19 protein-coding genes, 2 tRNA genes, 1 rRNA gene and 1 pseudogene (1 of these 23 cut by a window edge) are annotated in these 20,172 nt (G+C 42.4%); 3 read left to right on the top strand and 20 right to left on the bottom strand.

Annotated features, from left to right (window positions below):
- The 17 genes and pseudogenes from CJ483_RS14000 to spoIIE form a co-directional block, all read right to left on the bottom strand.
- Positions 1-1,250: ribosomal RNA gene (locus tag CJ483_RS14000) — 16S ribosomal RNA — on the bottom strand (it extends 304 nt beyond the left edge of the window).
- A 302-nt stretch (positions 1,251-1,552) separates the two neighbouring features.
- Complete coding sequence (lysS, locus tag CJ483_RS13995; RefSeq protein ID WP_120035833.1) at positions 1,553-3,037, bottom strand: lysine--tRNA ligase; 1,485 nt, start codon at positions 3,035-3,037, stop codon at positions 1,553-1,555.
- Positions 3,038-3,073: 36 nt separating this feature from the next.
- Positions 3,074-4,072, bottom strand: coding sequence for a tRNA dihydrouridine synthase DusB (dusB, locus tag CJ483_RS13990; protein ID WP_120035832.1), 999 nt, complete (start codon positions 4,070-4,072; stop codon positions 3,074-3,076).
- A gap of 13 nt (positions 4,073-4,085) precedes the next feature.
- Positions 4,086-4,298 carry a helix-turn-helix domain-containing protein gene (locus tag CJ483_RS13985; protein WP_120035831.1) on the bottom strand — a complete coding sequence of 71 codons (213 nt, stop codon included), beginning with the start codon at positions 4,296-4,298 and terminating at the stop codon, positions 4,086-4,088.
- Positions 4,250-4,777 (bottom strand): 2-amino-4-hydroxy-6-hydroxymethyldihydropteridine diphosphokinase, encoded by a 528-nt coding sequence (gene folK / locus CJ483_RS13980; RefSeq protein ID WP_120035830.1) that lies wholly within the window; start codon positions 4,775-4,777, stop codon positions 4,250-4,252. Before folK ends, CJ483_RS13985 begins: the two co-directional genes overlap by 49 nt.
- Positions 4,770-5,141, bottom strand: a complete 372-nt coding sequence (gene folB / locus CJ483_RS13975; protein ID WP_120035829.1) for a dihydroneopterin aldolase — start codon at positions 5,139-5,141, stop codon at positions 4,770-4,772. Before folB ends, folK begins: the two co-directional genes overlap by 8 nt.
- Positions 5,134-5,961 carry a dihydropteroate synthase gene (gene folP / locus CJ483_RS13970; protein WP_120035828.1) on the bottom strand — a complete coding sequence of 276 codons (828 nt, stop codon included), beginning with the start codon at positions 5,959-5,961 and terminating at the stop codon, positions 5,134-5,136. The genes folB and folP overlap by 8 nt, the downstream gene beginning before the upstream one ends.
- Before the next feature lie 105 nt (positions 5,962-6,066).
- Positions 6,067-6,993 carry a cysteine synthase A gene (gene cysK, locus CJ483_RS13965; protein ID WP_120035827.1) on the bottom strand — a complete coding sequence of 309 codons (927 nt, stop codon included), beginning with the start codon at positions 6,991-6,993 and terminating at the stop codon, positions 6,067-6,069.
- 152 nt (positions 6,994-7,145) lie between these two features.
- Positions 7,146-8,026: pseudogene (gene hslO, locus CJ483_RS13960) on the bottom strand (Hsp33 family molecular chaperone HslO).
- A gap of 18 nt (positions 8,027-8,044) precedes the next feature.
- Positions 8,045-8,809, bottom strand: a complete 765-nt coding sequence (locus CJ483_RS13955) for a type III pantothenate kinase (RefSeq protein ID WP_120035826.1) — start codon at positions 8,807-8,809, stop codon at positions 8,045-8,047.
- Positions 8,810-9,056: 247 nt separating this feature from the next.
- Positions 9,057-11,054 carry an ATP-dependent zinc metalloprotease FtsH gene (gene ftsH, locus CJ483_RS13950; protein WP_120035825.1) on the bottom strand — a complete coding sequence of 666 codons (1,998 nt, stop codon included), beginning with the start codon at positions 11,052-11,054 and terminating at the stop codon, positions 9,057-9,059.
- A 114-nt stretch (positions 11,055-11,168) separates the two neighbouring features.
- Entirely contained in the window at positions 11,169-11,723 is a 555-nt protein-coding gene (hpt, locus tag CJ483_RS13945; protein ID WP_120035824.1) for a hypoxanthine phosphoribosyltransferase, read from the bottom strand.
- 12 nt (positions 11,724-11,735) lie between these two features.
- Positions 11,736-13,115 carry a tRNA lysidine(34) synthetase TilS gene (tilS, locus tag CJ483_RS13940; protein WP_120035823.1) on the bottom strand — a complete coding sequence of 460 codons (1,380 nt, stop codon included), beginning with the start codon at positions 13,113-13,115 and terminating at the stop codon, positions 11,736-11,738.
- A 77-nt stretch (positions 13,116-13,192) separates the two neighbouring features.
- Entirely contained in the window at positions 13,193-13,396 is a 204-nt protein-coding gene (locus CJ483_RS25505) for a hypothetical protein (protein ID WP_342754147.1), read from the bottom strand.
- Between the two features lie 38 nt (positions 13,397-13,434).
- Positions 13,435-14,160, bottom strand: a complete 726-nt coding sequence (locus CJ483_RS13935) for a protein kinase domain-containing protein (RefSeq protein WP_342754145.1) — start codon at positions 14,158-14,160, stop codon at positions 13,435-13,437.
- On the bottom strand, positions 14,129-14,863 hold the full coding sequence (locus CJ483_RS13930; protein WP_120035822.1) for a VWA domain-containing protein: 735 nt from the start codon (positions 14,861-14,863) through the stop codon (positions 14,129-14,131). Before CJ483_RS13930 ends, CJ483_RS13935 begins: the two co-directional genes overlap by 32 nt.
- 85 nt (positions 14,864-14,948) lie before the next feature.
- Positions 14,949-17,444: a stage II sporulation protein E gene (spoIIE, locus tag CJ483_RS13925; RefSeq protein WP_120035821.1), complete on the bottom strand. Its 2,496-nt coding sequence runs from the start codon at positions 17,442-17,444 to the stop codon at positions 14,949-14,951.
- A 198-nt stretch (positions 17,445-17,642) separates the two neighbouring features.
- On the opposite strand from spoIIE, the gene CJ483_RS13920 reads away from it, so the two are divergent.
- The 3 genes from CJ483_RS13920 (at position 17,643) to CJ483_RS13910 (ending at position 18,533) form a co-directional block, all read left to right on the top strand.
- Positions 17,643-17,716, top strand: a tRNA-Met gene (locus tag CJ483_RS13920).
- 190 nt (positions 17,717-17,906) lie between these two features.
- Positions 17,907-17,978, top strand: a tRNA-Glu gene (locus CJ483_RS13915).
- Between the two features lie 144 nt (positions 17,979-18,122).
- Positions 18,123-18,533 carry a VOC family protein gene (locus tag CJ483_RS13910; RefSeq protein WP_120035820.1) on the top strand — a complete coding sequence of 137 codons (411 nt, stop codon included), beginning with the start codon at positions 18,123-18,125 and terminating at the stop codon, positions 18,531-18,533.
- Between the two features lie 98 nt (positions 18,534-18,631).
- Here CJ483_RS13910 and CJ483_RS13905 read toward each other — a convergent pair whose 3' ends face one another.
- The 3 genes from CJ483_RS13905 to yabQ form a co-directional block, all read right to left on the bottom strand.
- Positions 18,632-19,075 carry a S1 domain-containing RNA-binding protein gene (locus CJ483_RS13905; RefSeq protein WP_120035819.1) on the bottom strand — a complete coding sequence of 148 codons (444 nt, stop codon included), beginning with the start codon at positions 19,073-19,075 and terminating at the stop codon, positions 18,632-18,634.
- Between the two features lie 82 nt (positions 19,076-19,157).
- Positions 19,158-19,556 (bottom strand): FtsB family cell division protein, encoded by a 399-nt coding sequence (locus CJ483_RS13900; protein ID WP_120035818.1) that lies wholly within the window; start codon positions 19,554-19,556, stop codon positions 19,158-19,160.
- A 16-nt stretch (positions 19,557-19,572) separates the two neighbouring features.
- Positions 19,573-20,148: a spore cortex biosynthesis protein YabQ gene (yabQ, locus tag CJ483_RS25810; RefSeq protein ID WP_481747743.1), complete on the bottom strand. Its 576-nt coding sequence runs from the start codon at positions 20,146-20,148 to the stop codon at positions 19,573-19,575.
- Positions 20,149-20,172: the final 24 nt, after the last annotated feature.

Below are 20,172 nucleotides of genomic sequence, written 5' to 3'. Positions count from 1 at the left end.
ATTGTAGCACGTGTGTAGCCCAGGTCATAAGGGGCATGATGATTTGACGTCATCCCCACCTTCCTCCGGTTTGTCACCGGCAGTCACCTTAGAGTGCCCAACTGAATGCTGGCAACTAAGATCAAGGGTTGCGCTCGTTGCGGGACTTAACCCAACATCTCACGACACGAGCTGACGACAACCATGCACCACCTGTCACCGCTGTCCCCGAAGGGAAAGATCTGTCTCCAGACCGGTCAGCGGGATGTCAAGACCTGGTAAGGTTCTTCGCGTTGCTTCGAATTAAACCACATGCTCCACCGCTTGTGCGGGCCCCCGTCAATTCCTTTGAGTTTCAGCCTTGCGGCCGTACTCCCCAGGCGGAGTGCTTAATGCGTTAGCTGCAGCACTGAAGGGCGGAAACCCTCCAACACTTAGCACTCATCGTTTACGGCGTGGACTACCAGGGTATCTAATCCTGTTCGCTCCCCACGCTTTCGCGCCTCAGCGTCAGTTACAGACCAGAGAGCCGCCTTCGCCACTGGTGTTCCTCCACATCTCTACGCATTTCACCGCTACACGTGGAATTCCGCTCTCCTCTTCTGCACTCAAGCCTCCCAGTTTCCAATGACCCTCCACGGTTGAGCCGTGGGCTTTCACATCAGACTTAAGAAGCCGCCTGCGCGCGCTTTACGCCCAATAATTCCGGACAACGCTTGCCACCTACGTATTACCGCGGCTGCTGGCACGTAGTTAGCCGTGGCTTTCTGGTCAGGTACCGTCAAGGTACCAACAGTTACTTTGGTACTTGTTCTTCCCTGACAACAGAGCTTTACGATCCGAAAACCTTCTTCACTCACGCGGCGTTGCTCCGTCAGACTTTCGTCCATTGCGGAAGATTCCCTACTGCTGCCTCCCGTAGGAGTCTGGGCCGTGTCTCAGTCCCAGTGTGGCCGATCACCCTCTCAGGTCGGCTACGCATCGTCGCCTTGGTGAGCCGTTACCTCACCAACTAGCTAATGCGCCGCGGGTCCATCTGTAAGTGACAGCTAAAAGCCGCCTTTCCATTCTTCTTCATGCGAAGAAAAAGAATATCCGGTATTAGCCCCGGTTTCCCGGAGTTATCCCAGTCTTACAGGCAGGTTACCCACGTGTTACTCACCCGTCCGCCGCTAACTTGAACAGAGCAAGCTCCGTCAAGTCCGCTCGACTTGCATGTATTAGGCACGCCGCCAGCGTTCGTCCTGAGCCAGGATCAAACTCTCCAAAAAGATGTTTGACTTGCTCATAATTTAAAAATAAGAATTAACTTACTGGCATGTATTTTGTTCAGTTTTCAAAGATCAATTTCGCTTCAGTCATTTTTGGCGACCTCTTAAATATACCATTTATCAACCTTGTTGTCAACAACTTTTTTAAAATATTTTTAAATCAACAAGTGACCGTTGTTAACAACGAATATAAATATACCATCTCCTTTTCTCCCATGCAAGTATTTTTTTAAAATAGTTTATTTTAATCCCCTAAGCTCTACATATAATAATAAAGGGCCGCTTTGAGCGGCCCTTTATTATTATTCCTTGTGTCTCATCAATGGGAAAAGCAACACATCCCGAATTGAAGGGGAATTCGTTAATAGCATCACAAGACGGTCAATCCCAATACCTAATCCTCCTGTTGGCGGCATTCCATATTCCAACGCCTCAACAAAGTCATCATCCATTTCATGCGCTTCGTCATTTCCTTGCTCACGCTCTTTCAGCTGTGCCTCAAAGCGTTCACGTTGATCAATTGGATCATTTAACTCTGTAAATGCATTCGCGTGTTCACGACCAACGATAAATAATTCAAAACGATCTGTAAAGCGTGGATCTTCATCGTTTTTCTTAGCAAGTGGAGAGATTTCAACCGGGTGACCATAGATGAAAGTAGGTTGAATCAATTTTTCCTCTACTTTTTGCTCAAAGAACTCATTAACAATATGCCCATATTGCATTGTTTCTTTATATTCAATCCCATGTTCTTTAGCCAGCGCACGGGCTTGTTCGTCCGTCATTTCTTGCCAGAAATCGACACCTGTATATTCTTTAACGGCATCAACCATGTGTAAACGACGCCATTGTGGTTCTAAATTCACTTCATATTCCCCATACGCGATTGTTGTGGTGCCATGCACTTCACGAGCAATATGAGCAATTAAGTTTTCTGTTAAGCGCATGATATCTTCATAGTCTGCATAGGCTTCATACAATTCAATCATCGTAAATTCCGGATTGTGGCGAGTAGAAACTCCTTCATTACGGAATACGCGACCGATTTCATATACTTTTTCCATGCCTCCTACAATCAGGCGTTTTAAATGAAGTTCGATAGCAATACGCATATACAATTCCATATCAAGCGCATTGTGATGTGTAATAAATGGACGAGCAGAAGCTCCTCCCGCAATTGAATGCATCATCGGCGTCTCTACCTCTAAATAGCCATGGTCATCCAAATAGCGTCTCATCGACTGAATAATACGGCTGCGTGTAATAAACGTCTGTTGACTATCCGGACTCGTAATCAAATCCAAATAACGCTGACGGTAACGCTGTTCAATGTCTTTCAACCCATGAAACTTATCAGGAAGCGGACGCAAAGCTTTCGTTAAGAACTCATAATGATTAACTTTAATTGAAAGCTCTCCCACTTTTGTTTTAAAGATTGTACCAGTAATGCCAACAATGTCACCTAGATCTGTCATATTAAATAATTCGTAAGCTTCGTCCCCGACTGCGTCTTTGCGCACGTAAATTTGAATCTGTCCTGTTAAATCTTGCACATGGGCAAACCCAGCTTTTCCTTTTCCACGCTTTGTCATAATACGTCCAGCAATTTTTACTTCTATTTCTTTTTCTTCTAATTCTTCCTTGGAAAGCTCCTCATATGCAGCCAAAATGCCTTGAGCTGTATGTGTGCGTTCGAAGCGTTTGCCAAAAGGATCGAGCCCTTTATCTCTTAACGCCTGCATTTTTTCTCTTCTGACCAGCAGCTGATCGTTTAATTCCTCACTCATTCCATTCACTCCTATTCCTATGGTCACCCTTACAAGTTATCCGGCTTGGACAGCCGCTTCTTTTTCTTCTACCTCTTGAACGAAAGTAGACAGCAAGCTAACTAATTGCTCTCTCGTCTCACAGTAGTTAATTTCTTTACGTACGCCAGCATTGCCACGGATACCCTTTAAATACCAAGCAGCATGCTTTCGCATTTCACGTACAGCAATGTTCTCGTTTTTCAAAGCAATAAGACGGTCAAGGTGCAATAAACAAACATCGATTTTTTCACGCGCTGTAGGTTCTTCAATTAATTCGCCTGTTTCTAAATATTTTACCGTGCGATAAATCATCCATGGATTTCCTAGGGCAGCACGACCAATCATCACTCCATCAACACCTGTTTCTTCAAGCATCCGCTTAGCATCCTGTGGAGTTTGGACATCTCCATTTCCAATGATCGGGATGTTGACTGACTGTTTTACTTCTTTAATGATATCCCAGTTCGCTGTCCCTTCATACATTTGTACACGAGTCCGGCCGTGAAGGGCTATCGCCTGTCCACCTGCTCTCTCTACAGCTCGGGCATTTTCCACCGCATAAATATGCTCTTCATCCCAACCCATACGCATTTTTACTGTGACCGGCTTATCAACAGCATCCACTACAGCCGATACCATTTCATAAATCTTGTTCGGATCAAGCAGCCATTTAGCTCCCGCGTCACACTTTGTAATTTTAGGAACTGGACAACCCATATTAATATCAATAATATCGGCATTTGTATGTTTGTCGACAAAGCTTGCAGCTTGTACGAGCGATTCTTTTTTACCTCCAAAAATTTGCAGGCTAAGCGGTTTTTCTCTCTCATCAATATAGAGCATATTCATTGTTTTTTCATTCTGAAAAACAATTCCTTTGTCGCTGACCATTTCAGCACATACAAGACCGGCACCAAATTCTTTTACTGTCAGACGAAAAGCAGAATTACAAATTCCTGCCATCGGAGCAAGTACCACCGGGTTTTTCATCTCGATGTTTCCGATCTTTAACATATTCATCACCTTTCTACTTCTTTTCCGGCGGACAAAGTTCATCAATTGATATATGCAAAGCTTTCGATATTTCCCTTAACAGCTCATCAGTTAGCGGGCGGCTGCCTCTTTCCACTTCACCAAGCACAGAAACAGATATGCCGAGCTGATGGGCAAGGCGTTCTTGAGTAAATCCCTTCAACTTTCTGAAAGCCCGAATCCTTCTTCCCCACTGTTCGGTTTCCATAGGCGCACCCCTTCCCTTTCCTGCATACTTGAAAGTACTTTTTCAAGAGGCCTATCACTCCCTGGAAAACAAATGGTTGGATCTATCTCTATTAAAGGAACGAGAACAAAAGCGCGTTCATGCATTCTTGGGTGCGGAACGATAAGTTTCTCTGATTCAATATTGTCTTGATTATACAATAAAATGTCAAGGTCTATTATTCGCGGCCCCCATCTGAATTCCCTAACCCTTCCAAGTTTTTGTTCAACAGATAAACATAATTCCAGCAGCTCTTCCGCAGACAGAGAGGTGCTTATTTGAATAACCATATTTAAAAAAGCAGGCTGATCCGTATAACCAACCGGTTCTGTTTCATAAATAGAAGAGAGTTTCTCTATAGTAATAACATCCTGTGAATGTAGCAGATGAATTGCCATTTGCAGATTGGCCAACCTGTCCCCTATATTTGTTCCTAATGATAAGAAAGCTCTATTATTCATTTTCTATTCTTCTCCTCATTATTTCAACAGCTACATGATTGTAATGACCTGGAATAGGTGGATCAGGCTTAATAACCTTTATCGTGCAAGCAGTCACTTTAGGGAAACTTTCTAAAAGAGCCAAGGAGATATGCTCAGCAACTGCTTCTACCAATTTAAAAGTACGGTTCTCTACAATCTCTTTGCAGACTTGATAAACTTCCCCGTAATTTACAGAATCCTCAAGGTTATCCGACTGTCCTGCCTTTCGCAGGGAAACCTCAAGTACAGCGTCGACTCGAAAGCGTTGGCCAAGTTTGTTCTCTTCTGGGAACACACCATGATAACCATAAAACTCCATACCGGTTACATAAATTTTATCCATTTCCTCCTCCCTTTCCAACTAAAGCGTCCATCATTTTCGCCATTCGGCTGATCGGCTTTACATCATGAATACGAAGAATATGGCAGCCACTTTCAATACCGTAACAGCAAATAGCCCCTGTTCCTTCCATTCTTTCCCCTACTGGCAGATCGAGTACATGCCCGACAATTCTTTTTCGCGAAGCACCAAGCAACACCGGGAATCCAAGAGCAGCTACTTTGTCCATGTTTCTCAGCATAAGTAGATGCTGTTCCATATCCTTGGCGAATCCAATCCCAGGATCAAGAATAATCTTTTCTTCGGGAACGCCCGCTTTCATGGCAATCTCAATACTTTCATACAAATCAAGCAATACATCTCGGATAAAGGAACCATAATCCATGTTGTCTCGATTATGCGTGAGAATGATTGGGACATTTTTCTCAGCAGCTACCACCGCAATCTCGGGGTCTCTTTTTGCTCCCCAAATATCATTAATAATATGAGCACCAGCTTCTATCGATTGTCTTGCCGTTTCCGCTTTATATGTATCAATCGAAAGCGGCACGTCCACACTAGCAGATACGGCCTGGATAATTGGCAACACTCTCTTCAACTCTTCCTCCGCTGACACAGCAGCATACCCTGGCCGCGTCGACTCTCCACCAATATCGATGATGTCTGCTCCTTCACTCACCATCTCTTCTGCATGCTGAACAGCTGTCTCTATCTCGTTATAACGCCCGCCATCAGAAAATGAATCTGGCGTTGTATTTAAAATCCCCATAATGTATGTTTTTTTCGTGAAATCTAATTCATATGGTCCTGCGGAAACTTTCATTTTTTTGCTCCTTTCATCTTTCTGCTCTTCTTTTATTTTAACATGCCTAAACGATACAAAAATAAAAACAGACTGATTTCTCAGTCTGCTTTTCAATTCATTTAATTAATTTTCTTCAAAGTTATACAACGGGGTACTTAAATAGCGTTCTCCGTTACTAGGAATGATTGCCAGCACTTTCTTACCTTTCCCAAGCTTTTCCGCTACTTGCAAGGCGGCAGCTACGGCTGCTCCAGATGATATTCCACCTAAAATCCCTTCTTCACGAGCTACTTTTCGGGCCGTTTCAAAGGCTTCATCATTTGTAATTTTAATGACTTCATCATATACGTCTGTATCCAGTACTTTTGGAACAAAGCCTGCTCCAATTCCTTGTATTTTGTGAGGTCCCGGCTTTCCTCCAGAGAGAACTGGAGAATCCGCTGGCTCTACTGCATACACTTTTACTTCAGGGAACTTTTCTTTCAGCACTTGACCGGCTCCAGTAATCGTTCCACCTGTACCGATACCAGAAATGAAAGCATCCACTTGATCCATTTGCTCAACAATTTCTTTTCCTGTTGTTTTTCGGTGAATCTCTGGATTTGCTTCATTTTCAAATTGTTGAGGCATAAAGTAGCCATTCTCTTCAGCCAGTTCTTTTGCTTTGCGAATAGCTCCGTTCATTCCTTCAGAGCCAGGCGTTAATACAAGTTCAGCACCATAAGCACGAAGCAGATTGCGACGCTCCATACTCATAGTTTCTGGCATAACAAGGATAGCACGATACCCTTTTGCCGCTGCGATCATTGCCAATCCTATTCCAGTGTTACCGCTCGTTGGCTCAATGATTGTTCCGCCTTCTTGAAGATTACCGCTCTCCTCTGCCTCCGTAATCATTGCAAGGGCAATCCGATCTTTTACACTGCTTCCAGGATTCATATATTCCAGCTTTAAATATACATCTGCACTGTTTTCATTTACTACGTTATTCAATTTAACAATTGGAGTTTGACCGACTAATTCAGCTACTGAATTTGCTACACGTACCATTTTATCCACCTCAATACCAAGTATTTTTATTGGTTATATAGAATTTACCAATCTTTTTATTAAAAGTCAATCGTTTTACTTTTTAATATACGTGTTAATTATAAAAAACCTGCAAAACTTTTTTGTCAGCAGGTTTTTTCAATTTGATTCAATTAAATAGAAGCTGCTGCTTTTAATTCCTCAAGCTCATCTTTTGTGAAAAGATATTTTTCGTTACAGAAATGGCATTGTGCTTCTGCTTGACCATCCTCATCGATCATTTCCTGGATTTCCTCTTTTCCAAGGCTGATAATGGCATTGCCAAACCGCTCTTTTGAGCAAGTGCACTCAAAGCCAACTGGCATATGATCAAGGATTTTTACATTTTCTTCTCCTAAAATATAATAAAGGATCTCTTCAGGAGACAGTCCCTTTTCGATCAATTTAGAAATCGGGGTCATGCTCGAAATCTTTTCCTCAATCGTAGAGATTACCTCTTCCTCAGCTCCAGGCATAATTTGAATTACAAACCCCCAGCCGCTAAGATCGAGTTATCCGGATTAACCAATACTCCAACCCCTACAGATGACGGAACTTGTTCGGATGCCACGAAGTAGTAGGTAAAGTCCTCTCCCAGCTCTCCAGAAACAATTGGAGTTTGACCAGTAAAGTGTTCGCGAAGCCCAAGATCTTTCACAACCGTCAGCATTCCCTCTGTACCAACAGCACGACGAACATCTAGCTTGCCGTGTTCATTTAAATCAAAATGGGTTTGTGGATTGGTAACGTAGCCTCGAACTTTCCCTTTTGAGTTGGCGTCAACCAGAATAGCTCCAATTGGTCCGCCTCCCTCTATTTTAATTGTAATTTTTTCTTCACCTTTAAGCATAGCTCCCATCATAACGCCAGCCGTCATCGCCCGGCCCATCGCTGCAGAAGCAGTCGGCCACGTGTAGTGCCTTCTTTGCGCTTCATTTATCGTCTCCGTTGTATCCACCGCATACGCACGAACTTGTCCCTCATATGCTAATGCTTTTACTAAATAATCTTTCACAGGAAAACTCCTTTCTTCTTAAAGGTTGCGTTTATAAATCAGACATAACCCTTTAAGCGTTAATAGCGGATCAATAATATCAATTGATTGCGCTTCTTCTCCAATCAAAGGAGCAAGCCCCCCAGTTGCTACTACAGTCGGCTGTTTTTTGCTTTGCTCCTTCATCCGGTTGACAATACCGTCTACTTGCCCTACATATCCATACAATATCCCAGCCTGCATAGCGGAAACTGTATTTTTCCCAACAATATGGTCGGGTCTAATGATTTCTATACGAGGCAGCTTGGCTGCTCTTGAATAAAGAGCCTCGGTAGAAATCGTAATGCCTGGAGCGATGGCACCACCCATGTAATGCCCGTCCTCATCAATATAACAGTACGTTGTAGCTGTTCCAAAATCTACAATGATTAAAGGACTGCCGTATTCATGAATAGCAGCTACCGCATTAACAATCCGGTCTGCCCCTACTTCCCTCGGATTTTCATATTTAATATTTAAACCGGTTTTCATACCAGGACCGACGATCATTGGCTTTATATTAAAGTATTTTTGACACATTTGCTCCAACGAAAACATAATTGGCGGCACTACGGAAGAGATGATAATCCCTTCAATTTGATCGAAAGTAATTCCGACATGCTGAAAAAGGCTTTTAATGACCATGCCGTACTCGTCTTCCGTTTTATTGCGGCTCGTTTCGATCCGCCAGTGAAATTTCAACTCGTCTTCTTCATAAACGCCTAGCACAGTATTTGTATTCCCTACATCCAACACAAATATCAAGACTCTCACCACACTCATTTAAACTTTTATTGCTGCCATTCATCATATCACATAAAAGCGGTAACATCATTATGTCACGCATTCCAAAATAAAGGATTTTTTTAAAAAAGTCTGTTGCTGACTGCATCCTTTTTTCTTATTTAACAAAAGATACATAAGCCGGACGACAAACAGAAAAATAGAGGGAGTTTCAATTTATCATTTCCTATAAAGCAAAAAAAACGCCGATTTTCATCGGCGTTTTCTATTATGCTTTTGGATCATCTTCCTGATCAATTGGCTGCTGTTCCTTTTCACCAGAAGCAGGCGCTGTGTTGTCCGTTTGAGAAGGCTCTTCCTTCTTCTGTACATTGACAACAACTTGTTCATCTTTAGAAAGCTTCAGCGTTTCTGTTCCTTCATCTGCTTCATACTTGCGCTCTGGCAATGTGCCATGATCAACGAGATGTTTAATTTGAGCGGCGTCAAGTGTTTCTACCTCAAGAAGAGTATTCGCAATTAATTCCAGCTTCTCGCGATTTTCCGTTAAGATATTCTTCGCACGCTCATAGCATTCCTTGATAATTCTTTGGATTTCCAAATCAATCTCGTATGCAATCGCATCTGAATAATTTTGTTCATTATTAAAGTCGCGTCCAAGGAATACCTGACCACCAGAACTCTGACCAAATTGAAGCGGTCCTAGTTTGTCACTCATTCCAAATTCCGTCACCATACGGCGGGCAATGCCTGTCGCACGCTGGAAGTCATTGTGTGCACCAGTTGATACTTCACCAAAGATGAGATCTTCAGACACACGACCACCTAACAAACCGGTGATTTTATCAAGAAGCTCTGGCTTCGTCATAAAGTAACGATCCTCTCTTGGTAGCATAACGGCATAACCGCCAGCTTGACCACGCGGAACGATGGTTACCTTATGAACCATGTCGGCTTCATCAAGCACAAGACCGATCACAGTATGTCCCGCTTCGTGGAAAGCAACAATTTTTCTCTCTTTCTGAGAAATAACGCGGCTCTTCTTTGCAGGACCAGCGATCACTCGATCTGTTGCTTCATCGATATCACGCATATCAATTTTCTTTTTATTACGGCGTGCAGCTACAAGCGCTGCTTCGTTTAATAAGTTTTCGAGATCGGCACCAGAGAAGCCTGGCGTTCTCATCGCAATCGCTTTTAAATCAATCGAATCATCAAGCGGCTTGTTACGTGCATGAACGCGGAGTACCGCTTCACGGCCATTTACATCCGGGCGATCAACTGTGATTTGACGGTCGAAACGGCCTGGACGCAATAAGGCAGGGTCTAGAATGTCAGGACGGTTTGTTGCGGCAATAATAATGATTCCTTCATTGGCACTAAATCCATCCATTTCAACTAATAGCTGGTTCAATGTCTGTTCACGTTCGTCATGTCCGCCGCCAAGACCGGCACCACGTTGACGACCCACTGCGTCAATCTCATCGATGAAGATGATACATGGAGCATTCTTTTTTGCATTTTCAAACAAATCGCGTACACGAGAAGCCCCGACCCCAACAAACATTTCCACAAAGTCAGAACCACTAATGGAGAAGAATGGTACGCCCGCTTCTCCTGCTGCCGCTCTCGCAAGCAATGTTTTACCGGTTCCCGGAGGTCCGACTAAAAGAACCCCCTTCGGAATTCTTGCACCTAACTCAGAGAACTTGCGCGGGTCCTTTAAGAATTCAACAACCTCTACTAGCTCTTGTTTTTCTTCGTCGGCTCCCGCTACATCCTTAAAGCGCACTTTTTTCTTTTCATCATTGTACAAGCGGGCTTTGCTTTTTCCGAAATTCATCACTCGGCTGCCGCCGCCCTGTGCCTGGTTCAATAAGAAGAAGAATAAAAGGAAAATAATTAAGAAAGGAATGATTGTCGTGAAGAAAGATACCCAGCCGCTTGTCTCTTTGGCAGGTAAGATTTCTACTTTAGAATCTTTTGCCGCTTCATCAATGCGGTTCAGCATATTCTCACTATTCATTACGTAAGTAAGAAAAAATTCACCTTCTTGCGCACCCTTCAGTTGTCCACGAACCTCGTAGACCCCTCTCTCCGGCTGCATGGAGAACGTTTCCACCTGATCTTTTTCCAGATAAGAAACAAATTCATTGTACGTTATATTCTTATTCGGTTCATTATTGTTATTGAAATAACTGACAACCCCAATAATGACAAGGAAAACTAGTAAATAAAATATGGTATAACGAAAAATCCGGCTCATCCCTTACCTCCTCCCACGGTAAAAATACTGTATTCAATACTATCATAGAAAATCTTGGCATTACAACTATTTGACATGCGGATCGGCCTATTCATATATGCTGATCAACCTTTCTTAATCGTTATCCGCTTCTGTATATATTTTTGGTTTCAAAACGCCGATGTAAGGAAGGTTCCGATATTTTTCTGCAAAGTCAAGGCCATAACCGACAACGAATTCATCAGGCACTTTAAACCCGACCATGTCGGCTTTAATTTTCGCCTTTCTGCCCGTTGGCTTATCTAAAAGCGTTACAATCTTAATGGATTTTGCTTTTCTATATCGGAAAAGCTCCACTAGATAGCTCAGCGTTAAACCGCTATCGATAATATCCTCAATAATGAGTATGTCCCTGCCTTCCACTGATGTATCCAAATCCTTAACAATCTTGACTTCCCCTGATGAAGTTGTCGAACGGCCATAGCTGGAAACATCCATGAAATCCATTTCTAAATAAGTATCCATGCGCTTAATTAAATCAGACATGAAAGGCATGGCTCCTTTTAAAACTCCAATAACGAGGGGAAACTTGTCTTTATACTCTTCTGTAAGTTCAAGACCGAGCTCCTTAACTTTCTCTTGAATTTCTTCCTCGGTAATGAGTACTTTCTCAATATCCTGATTTAGCAATTTGTTAGCCTCCTAGAAGTGATTGCGTATATAAATTAATATTAAATGGTTACCAGTGGAGTCGGCTTTTTCATGCCTAGACTTCTTTAATCCGGGCACCCAGAGCAGTTTCCCCTCGCTGTCTGTCACAATTGGCCATTGATCGCGCCTTGCAAGGACCACTTTCTCATCAATAAACAGGTCTTTCAATTTTTTTGAACCGTTCATGCCCTTTGGCTGAATTTTGTCGCCTTGTTTCCTTGTACGGATATAAAGTGGAAGTTTGACCTTCTCATCAAGAATCATATACTCATATTCGCCCGTTACTTTGGGAATGTTGTCAGTCAGTATAAATTGACCTCCATATGGCCAGGAAACCTTGTTTTCATAAGTCAGTTTAAACACATATTCCCTTTTTTCAGAAGTGTTAAATCCAAAGACACACACTTGATATTCCCGGCAGACTTTCAGCCCATGCGGCAAGTCCAATTTCCATGAGGATTTGTCTTCCTTTAAAAGCTGTAAAATCTGTTGAATATGTATGAAGGAGAAGGGCTTTTTTCCTTTATAAAGATAGTTTAATATTAGATGAATCGCTCTTTTTTGTAAAGGCAAAGGCATCATCAGAAAGCCCTCAATTTCCAAGGAGCAATTACTGTCATTCTTTTGCCATATATTCTTTAGTTTCTCCTTTGTTAATTCTTCCAACATTCTGTTGTCTTCATTCAACTCTTCACTAAATCTTTGAAAATGCTCATGAACTTTTCGATTTTCTTCCTTTAAAAAAGGAAGCAGTTCAAGACGAAACCGATTGCGGGTATACACAGGCTTTTCATTGCTCGGATCTCGGCGCGGGTTAAGTTGATAATGCAGGCAGTATTCCTCAATCATTTCTTTATTCACATAAAGAAGTGGACGAATAATTTCTCCTTCTCCTAGCGCTCTTCGAATAGGGATGCCTGTGCGATTGCTAGTTCCCTTCACGAGCTGCATCAGAACCGTTTCTATCTGATCATCACCGTGATGGGCAAGCGCTAATTTGTTAGCAGCAAACTTTCTCATTCCCCTTTCAAAAAATTCGTAGCGTACCCGGCGTGATACTTCCTGTAATCCTCCACCTGTTTCTTTCATTTCCTGTCCAATATTGATCCTTTCCGCATAAAAAGGAATGTCTTTATCCTTGCAGAATTGCTCAACAAACTTTAGCTCCTCATAAGACTCTTCTCCTCTGAACATATGATCCAGATGAAGAGCGAATACTTGGATATTTAACTTTTTACGTCTGCTTTCCAAATACGAAAGCATCGATAATGAATCTGGCCCTCCTGATATGCCGACAGCAATTCTGTCGCCCTTGCTGATTAACCGATGACGAGTAATAAATTGTTTGACGTTCTCTTCATATGCCAGCATTTGTTCCTCTTCCTGCTCTTTTTACTGACTATATTAACACTTTCTAAAGAAAACAAACAAAAAGAAAAGACGAATGTTTAAATGAGCAGTTCCGTCAGTACGTATAAAACATAGATAACTGCGACAAACAAGACAACAGTCAGTGTATACAGCCCACGCTCTTTCCTTTTCTTTTGTTTAAGCGAAACCCTTCCGCTGGTTTTGCGGACAGCAGATCGCATGTGACCTTGCTCGCTTTTTTTCTTTTCATAGCTTAAAGCAGCCAGCAGCTCTTTACGCATAGCCTGGGCTGCAGAATACCTTCCCTGCAGGGCTTTAATTAATACCGGCGCGATAGCTTGCAATTCTTTTTTTGTCTGACTTTAGCTTCCAATTGTTTTATGCCCTCTTCATTCCGGGAAAATCTTTCAGGGTAAACAAGATTAATCGCTACCATTGCAGTAGCAAATAAATCGTAGGAGGGCTCTGCTTTTCTTGAACCAGCACGCCAATAGCCTCTATCAAAAAACTCTGTATACTCTTTAACAGCCCGCCCCATTTTAGTCGTCCCGCCAACGTCAACGCAGCGGAGCGCATATGGCGGTCCTGACACAATCAAATTATCCGGTTTAATATCCCCGAAAATCCAGCCAGCTTCATGAAGTGCCTGTAAGTTTTCCAGCAGCTGTAACAGCAAAACACCAATCCATGATGATCCTCTTGCCTGGATAAAAGCAGAAAGGGTTGGCCCCTGTATATATTCCATGACATAAAAAGGGTGCACACCATAACTGTTCTCCCAATCATCTGCATCTAATAAAGAAGGCCCAAGGGAAGACCCCTGGACCTTAGCAAACGCCTTCAAAACGTTCATTTCAGCCGTGATCGATAATGGATTACTGAACTTTAACGCTGCTGCTCCATCCATTCCGTTCACTAAATAAACTGTACCGGTAGCTCCCTGGCCGAGCGTTCGCTCCACCAGATAGGCTTGCTTGTGCCATTTACCATGTATGACGGCTCCCCGGCGAATATTAAACTGATTTTTCGATGTATTCATCGCCATCTGATAACCAGCCTTTCCGGCTTCGTTTTGTTTTAAAGCGGGAAATAGCTTCGCGAATAGCAGGGCCAGTTGGTGTTAAACCGCCAGGGGACAGCTTTGAAAACATCGATGTTAAGGATTCAAGCTTTGGTGTCCAGTCAAGCAGCTGCTCCGTATCTTTTCTTTTCCCAGGAAATATAAACAAGGAAAAGAGACTGCTTCCCATTCTTGCGTTCATACTCAGCGATAAATCAAGGAGCGCCTCCTTCACGGTTGGAAGCTTGCTCTTCATACTTGCACTTGTATCAACTAAGACTAACACCTCCAAGTTAGCAGTTTCTCCAAGCTCATCTACTACTTCCATTACCTCACCGCGAGTTTCTGGCGGCAAAGCCTCCATCGCTGTTTCCTTATGCAAGATCTTCTTTAATTGTTCATTTACCACCCCTTGAAGTGTTTGGGTCATCGCTTGTCTCGTGACCATTTGAACAGTATGGGAAAGCTGCTTCGTGCAAACAGTTTGGCTAATCCCTCCTCCCGAAAGAGCAATTTGATCAATTTCCTGAAGTCCCCGCTGATCCGTAGCATGATCATCTATAATTCCAATAACATTAACTGTAATTCCCTGCTCCCGGGCGAGAGCAGCCATAGCAACTGGATCTTCCCCGTGATTCGAGCAGCCGTCTGTCAGCAGTAAGATTTGCTTAATCGTCCCTTGTTTCATGGTAACCCCTCCAACCTTTACGAGTTATCCTCAGCCTCGCCAGAAAGAGGGGAATTTATACTTCTCTGTAAATAAATTCAGTGCTTTAAGAAATTTTCTTTTTCTTTTTTGAAAAACCGAATTGCATTGGAATAGATGTCCACTTTGGTAGGTTGTGTTCTACCTTGGCCACTACAACTGTCATATCATCTTCAATTTCTCCTGATCTTGTTCTTATGACTTCCTCAATAAGTAAATCAGCAATCGTTTGTGGGTCCTCTGTTTCCATTTCCTGTATTTTCCTTTTCATCCAAAGATCCTTGTTCTCGACATTCTTTGGGCCTTCAAAAATCCCGTCACTCATCATGATAATTAAATCGCCCGATTTCAATTGTTCACTCACTACATCCACTTCAAATTCCTGTAAAATACCGATCGGTAAGTTGCTTGCTTCAATTTTCATTATTTTGCTGCCTCGTTTAATAAAGCTTGGTGTCGAGCCCACTTTCAAAAAGTTTGCTACCGCATCCTGCAAATCAATAATGACCAGATCAAGAGTCGAGAAGATCTCGTCTGTCGTTCGCAAAGAAAGAATAGAGTTAACAGATTTAATGGCGACTTTTTCTTCAATGCCTGACTTTAAAATTTGCTGTAGCAGGCGAAGAGTTTCATGGCTTTCATAATGAGCCCTTTCTCCATTTCCCATCCCATCACTAATCGCTACGGCATACTTTCCTGCCCCCAACTCAATCGTAGAGTAACTGTCTCCTGACACTAATCCACCGCCTTTAGCAGCATGTGCCGCTCCTGTTGTAACAGCAAACGCTTTAGCAGAGCGAAAGATCACATGACAAACACCTGCAGGGCCTCCCTCACATTCTTCCTTATGAACAATCACGTTATCACCTAAAATATCAGAAAGCATAGGAGCTATAATCTTCTGACATTCCCCGTGACTGTTATAAATAAAAGGAATACTCATTTCAATGTCAACGTTGCTTTTTTGCAAACTGTATATATCTACATAGTCAATCTCCAAACCGAATGCTTCAATCGCTTCTAATATCTGCTCTTCCTGATTATAGTGATTTTCCCGTTCTCTCTGAATTTCTTCAGCAAAGTCACTCATTACCTCAGAAACGCCTCGCAGCTGCTCTGCCACCAGCTTCCGGCTATCCTGCACCTGTTTTTTTAACTTTTGGTTTGCTTGGTAGTATGTTAATTGCTGTTTAATAGCTTCCTCTACCCTCGCCGGGCGGAAGCAGTGGGTATCCAACTCCCTCGACAATCTTTGACTTAACCCTGCTTGTCCCTCATCTAATTCATAAAGCACATCTTTCATTAGATGGTAGGTTTGATGAAAGTTTTTCGTCCAGCACTGTTCTTTTTTAAAGCATGTTTGACATGTTTTTTCAGTAACATGACTTAAAAACATGTCTAGTTCCCGCTCTTCGTAATTATCCAGTGCTTCAATGTTATATTGGGAAAAGCTTTTTGATAGTGCTTGGAACACTTCAGAAAATTGTTCTACTCTATTGGCTGTCACATCTCTCATCTTCCGTAAATATTGTTGCTGCTCATTTGAATGCTCTACAGTGCCGGGTATGAGCTTAGCCAACTGGTCGGTAAAGATTTTAGGCGTTAAGAATAAAAGGGCTACTGCTGCTAGGGATTCATATAAGGTTTGCATGAGCGGTACCCCTTGTTCTCCATACATTCCAGCAAGCAAGGTAGCGATAATCAGCCCGCCTGCCGCTCCTGCTTTTCGCCACTCTTTTAATAATCCGCCAAGTAAACCAGCAAAAGCAAGCAAGCTCATCTGAAAGAAGCTGGACACACTCGCAAGACTAAATATTAACCCAGTGACAACACCAACAGTGGAACCAACAGCCGCCCCAGAGATAAAAGAAAAAATTAAGACCAAGTATCTGGAGAAGATATGTTCAATTGATAAACCATAAACCGACCAGCCGATCGTGCCCGATGTAATGGAAGCAAGCATAATGATTAAGCTGACAATCTCTTCAGTCTTTAACGCTTTTATCCGTTTTTTGAGTGATAAAAAGGGAATGCTCTGCATAAAGATAAGTGTAAGCACAAAGGCTAATGAGGATTCAATCGCGGCCATTAACAGATCATAGGGTGCAAATTGCTGACCGCTTTGAAAATAGGAAAATCCCGATTTTACTGCCATGACTGTAAAGAAAACAAAGAATGGCAGTGATACGGCATCTTCCTTATGAAAATTCTTTAGCAGTCGGTAGACGACGAGAAACACGGCAATTGTAAAAAAGGAATAGCTCATTTGCTCAATGGACAAGGTTAAAGACCCTGCAAGCAAACCGATTAGAGCAAGTGGCGCACAATCACGCCTTAGCATAAAAGCAGCAGCGAAAAAAGGCAGGCCAAACGGCGTTAAATGAGACAGTATCAATGCCCGGCCTAACAAAAATCCAATGAGCAGCAAAATAAACCCTTTTTCAAGCAACAGCACTTGCAAATGGGTAAGAAACTGTTTAAGCCCCTTGAACACTTCCACTTTTGTTTCTTCCAATCCCACATGATTGACCGGCTCTGCCAAACTTCTTTCCGCTTTCTCCATATTAACAACTCCCATCCACGTTTCTTTGCTGCCATTATACAAAACCACCCTTTCAAAGTTTGTCAAAAAGAGAAGGCTTGTCTAAAAACCGTTCGACAACAGGAACAGTCACTTTTTTTATAAACCCTAAAAAAACTAATTGACAACAGCTTATAACCTAAGTATTATAGTCATTGTGCTTGAATTTTCACTTCCCATGGCGGTGTAGCTCAGCTGGCTAGAGCGTACGGTTCATACCCGTGAGGTCGGGGGTTCGATCCCCTCCGCCGCTACTAAAAAAGCGAAAGCAGTCGTTTCTAAAGGAATGCAGACTAATTGCCACGTTCTTTGGCAATCCCTACTCACTTTGCTCTCTATGAAACTTGAATACAACAGGAACCTTTTAGAGAATAGCTTTGGTATTCTGCAAAGGAATAGGCAGTCAAAATCTATTAGCAGTATGAATGAATCACTAATTATAAAGGCCCGTTGGTCAAGCGGTTAAGACACCGCCCTTTCACGGCGGTAACACGGGTTCGAATCCCGTACGGGTCATCGGCAAAAAAACCAGGTTTTCACAGATCCAAGCGGTCTGTTGAAAATCTGGTTTTTTATATTGTTTTTCTACCTACCATTTAGCATTGACAGCCAGCCATCGTACAGCCATAGTTTCAATATTGATAAAAAAGGGGGATCGATGTGAAAGGACAAACTACACCTTATCTAACTTTTAATGGAAATGCAAAAGAAGCACTGAATTTTTATGCCGAGGCTTTTCAAGCTGAGATACAAGGACTTCAGACATTTGGCGAAGCCGATTATCCCACTCCTCCCGAAGCAGCCAACCGTATTATGCATGCCCGTTTGGCAAAGGGACATTTCCTCCTTATGGTTTCAGACACGTTTCCCGGACAAGAGATAAAGACAGGAAATCAAATTTCCCTTGCCCTGACCTTTGAAAGCAAAGAAGAGATCCAATCTGTATACGGGAAGCTGCAACAAGAGGGAACTATTCATATGGAATTACAGACTACATTTTGGGGCTCTACTTACGCAAAACTTCAAGACAAATTCGGCATAGTTTGGCAACTAGATTGCCCCAATCAATAAAAAACAGCCTTGCAAGATTTATGATATCTTGCAAGGCTGTTTTTTTTAGCTGCTGAACGTTTCCGATCAGTTCATAGTTATAGTTAAATAGACAGCAATTAACCCCGTTTCGCTCCTCTACCGCCACGGCGCGATTCTGTTTGGCGTTTCAAGGTAGACAGACGATCTTCACTTTCCTTGAGAAAGCGGGCCATTTTTTGTTCAAAGTTTTCTTTCGGAGTCGAATAGCCTCCTCCTCCTCTTGGACCTTTAGAGCGGTAATCATTATTTCTTGGACGGGGACGATAGGACTGCTGTTGCTGCGGCTGGTCTTTCGCCTTGCGGATGGACAAACCGATCTTTCCATCACTTTCCACATTAATGACTTTTACTTCTACTTCATCACCAACCTTTAGGTGATCATTGATGTCTTTTACATAATTGTCTGCAACTTCACTAATGTGTACTAATCCAGTTGAGCCTTCTGGCAGTTCAACAAACGCTCCGAATTTAGTGATCCCTGTCACTTTACCTTGTAACTTGCTGCCTACTTCGATTGACATAAAAAAAATGTTCCTCCTTAGAAATGATCAAACTTTACCCTTTATTATATTACGAAAAAAAGAGGTGTCAATATACCCCTTCTTATTCTTTACTTTTCCCTTTGCTTTCACTTGACTCAGGAATATTAAATATAATCTCTCCATCATCCGATAAAAAATACTTTTTCCTGGCGAGCTCTGCGATATATTCATCGTCTTCCAATCTCTTCAATTCTTCTTCATACTGCTTTTGTTGCTGCTTCAATTCTACAAGAGCTGCCTCAGCTTTTTTCTTTTCAAGCTTTTGTTCTTCAAGATGGGCCGTTCGTGAAAAAAGAGTTGATCCCAAACCGACAGAAAGAATAAGGGCCACAACTACGAAAGCACCTAGCCTTCTGTACAGCTTTGTTTTATGTCTCGCTAAAAACATATCTTTTCTCGCACGGCTGAAGACAAAGGCGTTTTTCAAGGCAGTTACTTTCCGTTTGTTTACACCGCTCATTTCCCTTCCTCCCGGCTCATTTTTTCCAGCGATTTGCTCTATCCATAATTTTATTCTTGATTAATAAGAAAAATCCTGCCAGCTTCTCTTTTAAGGCGGTTGCTCTTTTCCTTATGCTGTCAGGAAAAAAGCGCCAAATTAAGAGAATAGGCGAAAAAACAATCTTTCCTATCCATAATAATAGGTAAAGGGTACTTTTGGCAAGGACTAGCAAAGTCTTCCCGATTAAACCTATAACAATTACTATCGCCTTTATAATTAACTTAATTGGGAGGATAATAAGAAAATAACCGCACTTCTTTAAAAATAAGAAAATATTTACAACCGCTAAAATCATTTGCTCAAGAAGCCGAAGGTAAAGCCGCTTAAATAAGGCTTGATAAGCCGAGTAACCACAAAGTAAGGCGAGGAAAAGATAGAGACGGATTTCACCGTAATTAACCCGGTATAAGCAATAAAAGATGAGCAATCCAAATAGACACCAAAATATAATGTCAGTGAAAAAAGAAACGGCTCGCGGCCGGGTCTGCCGTTTTAAAAACCTTTGGTAGGTGTCGAGGAAGGCTCCAAATGTTATTCCCATAGCTATCATTGACAACAACGTTTCAAATTGAAC

The sequence above is a fragment of the Bacillus sp. PK3_68 genome, assembly GCF_003600835.1.
Classification (GTDB): Bacteria; Bacillota; Bacilli; order Bacillales; family Domibacillaceae; genus Pseudobacillus.
Note: the sequence above shows the minus strand (reverse complement) of the source record. Positions and strands in the feature narration are given on the sequence as shown.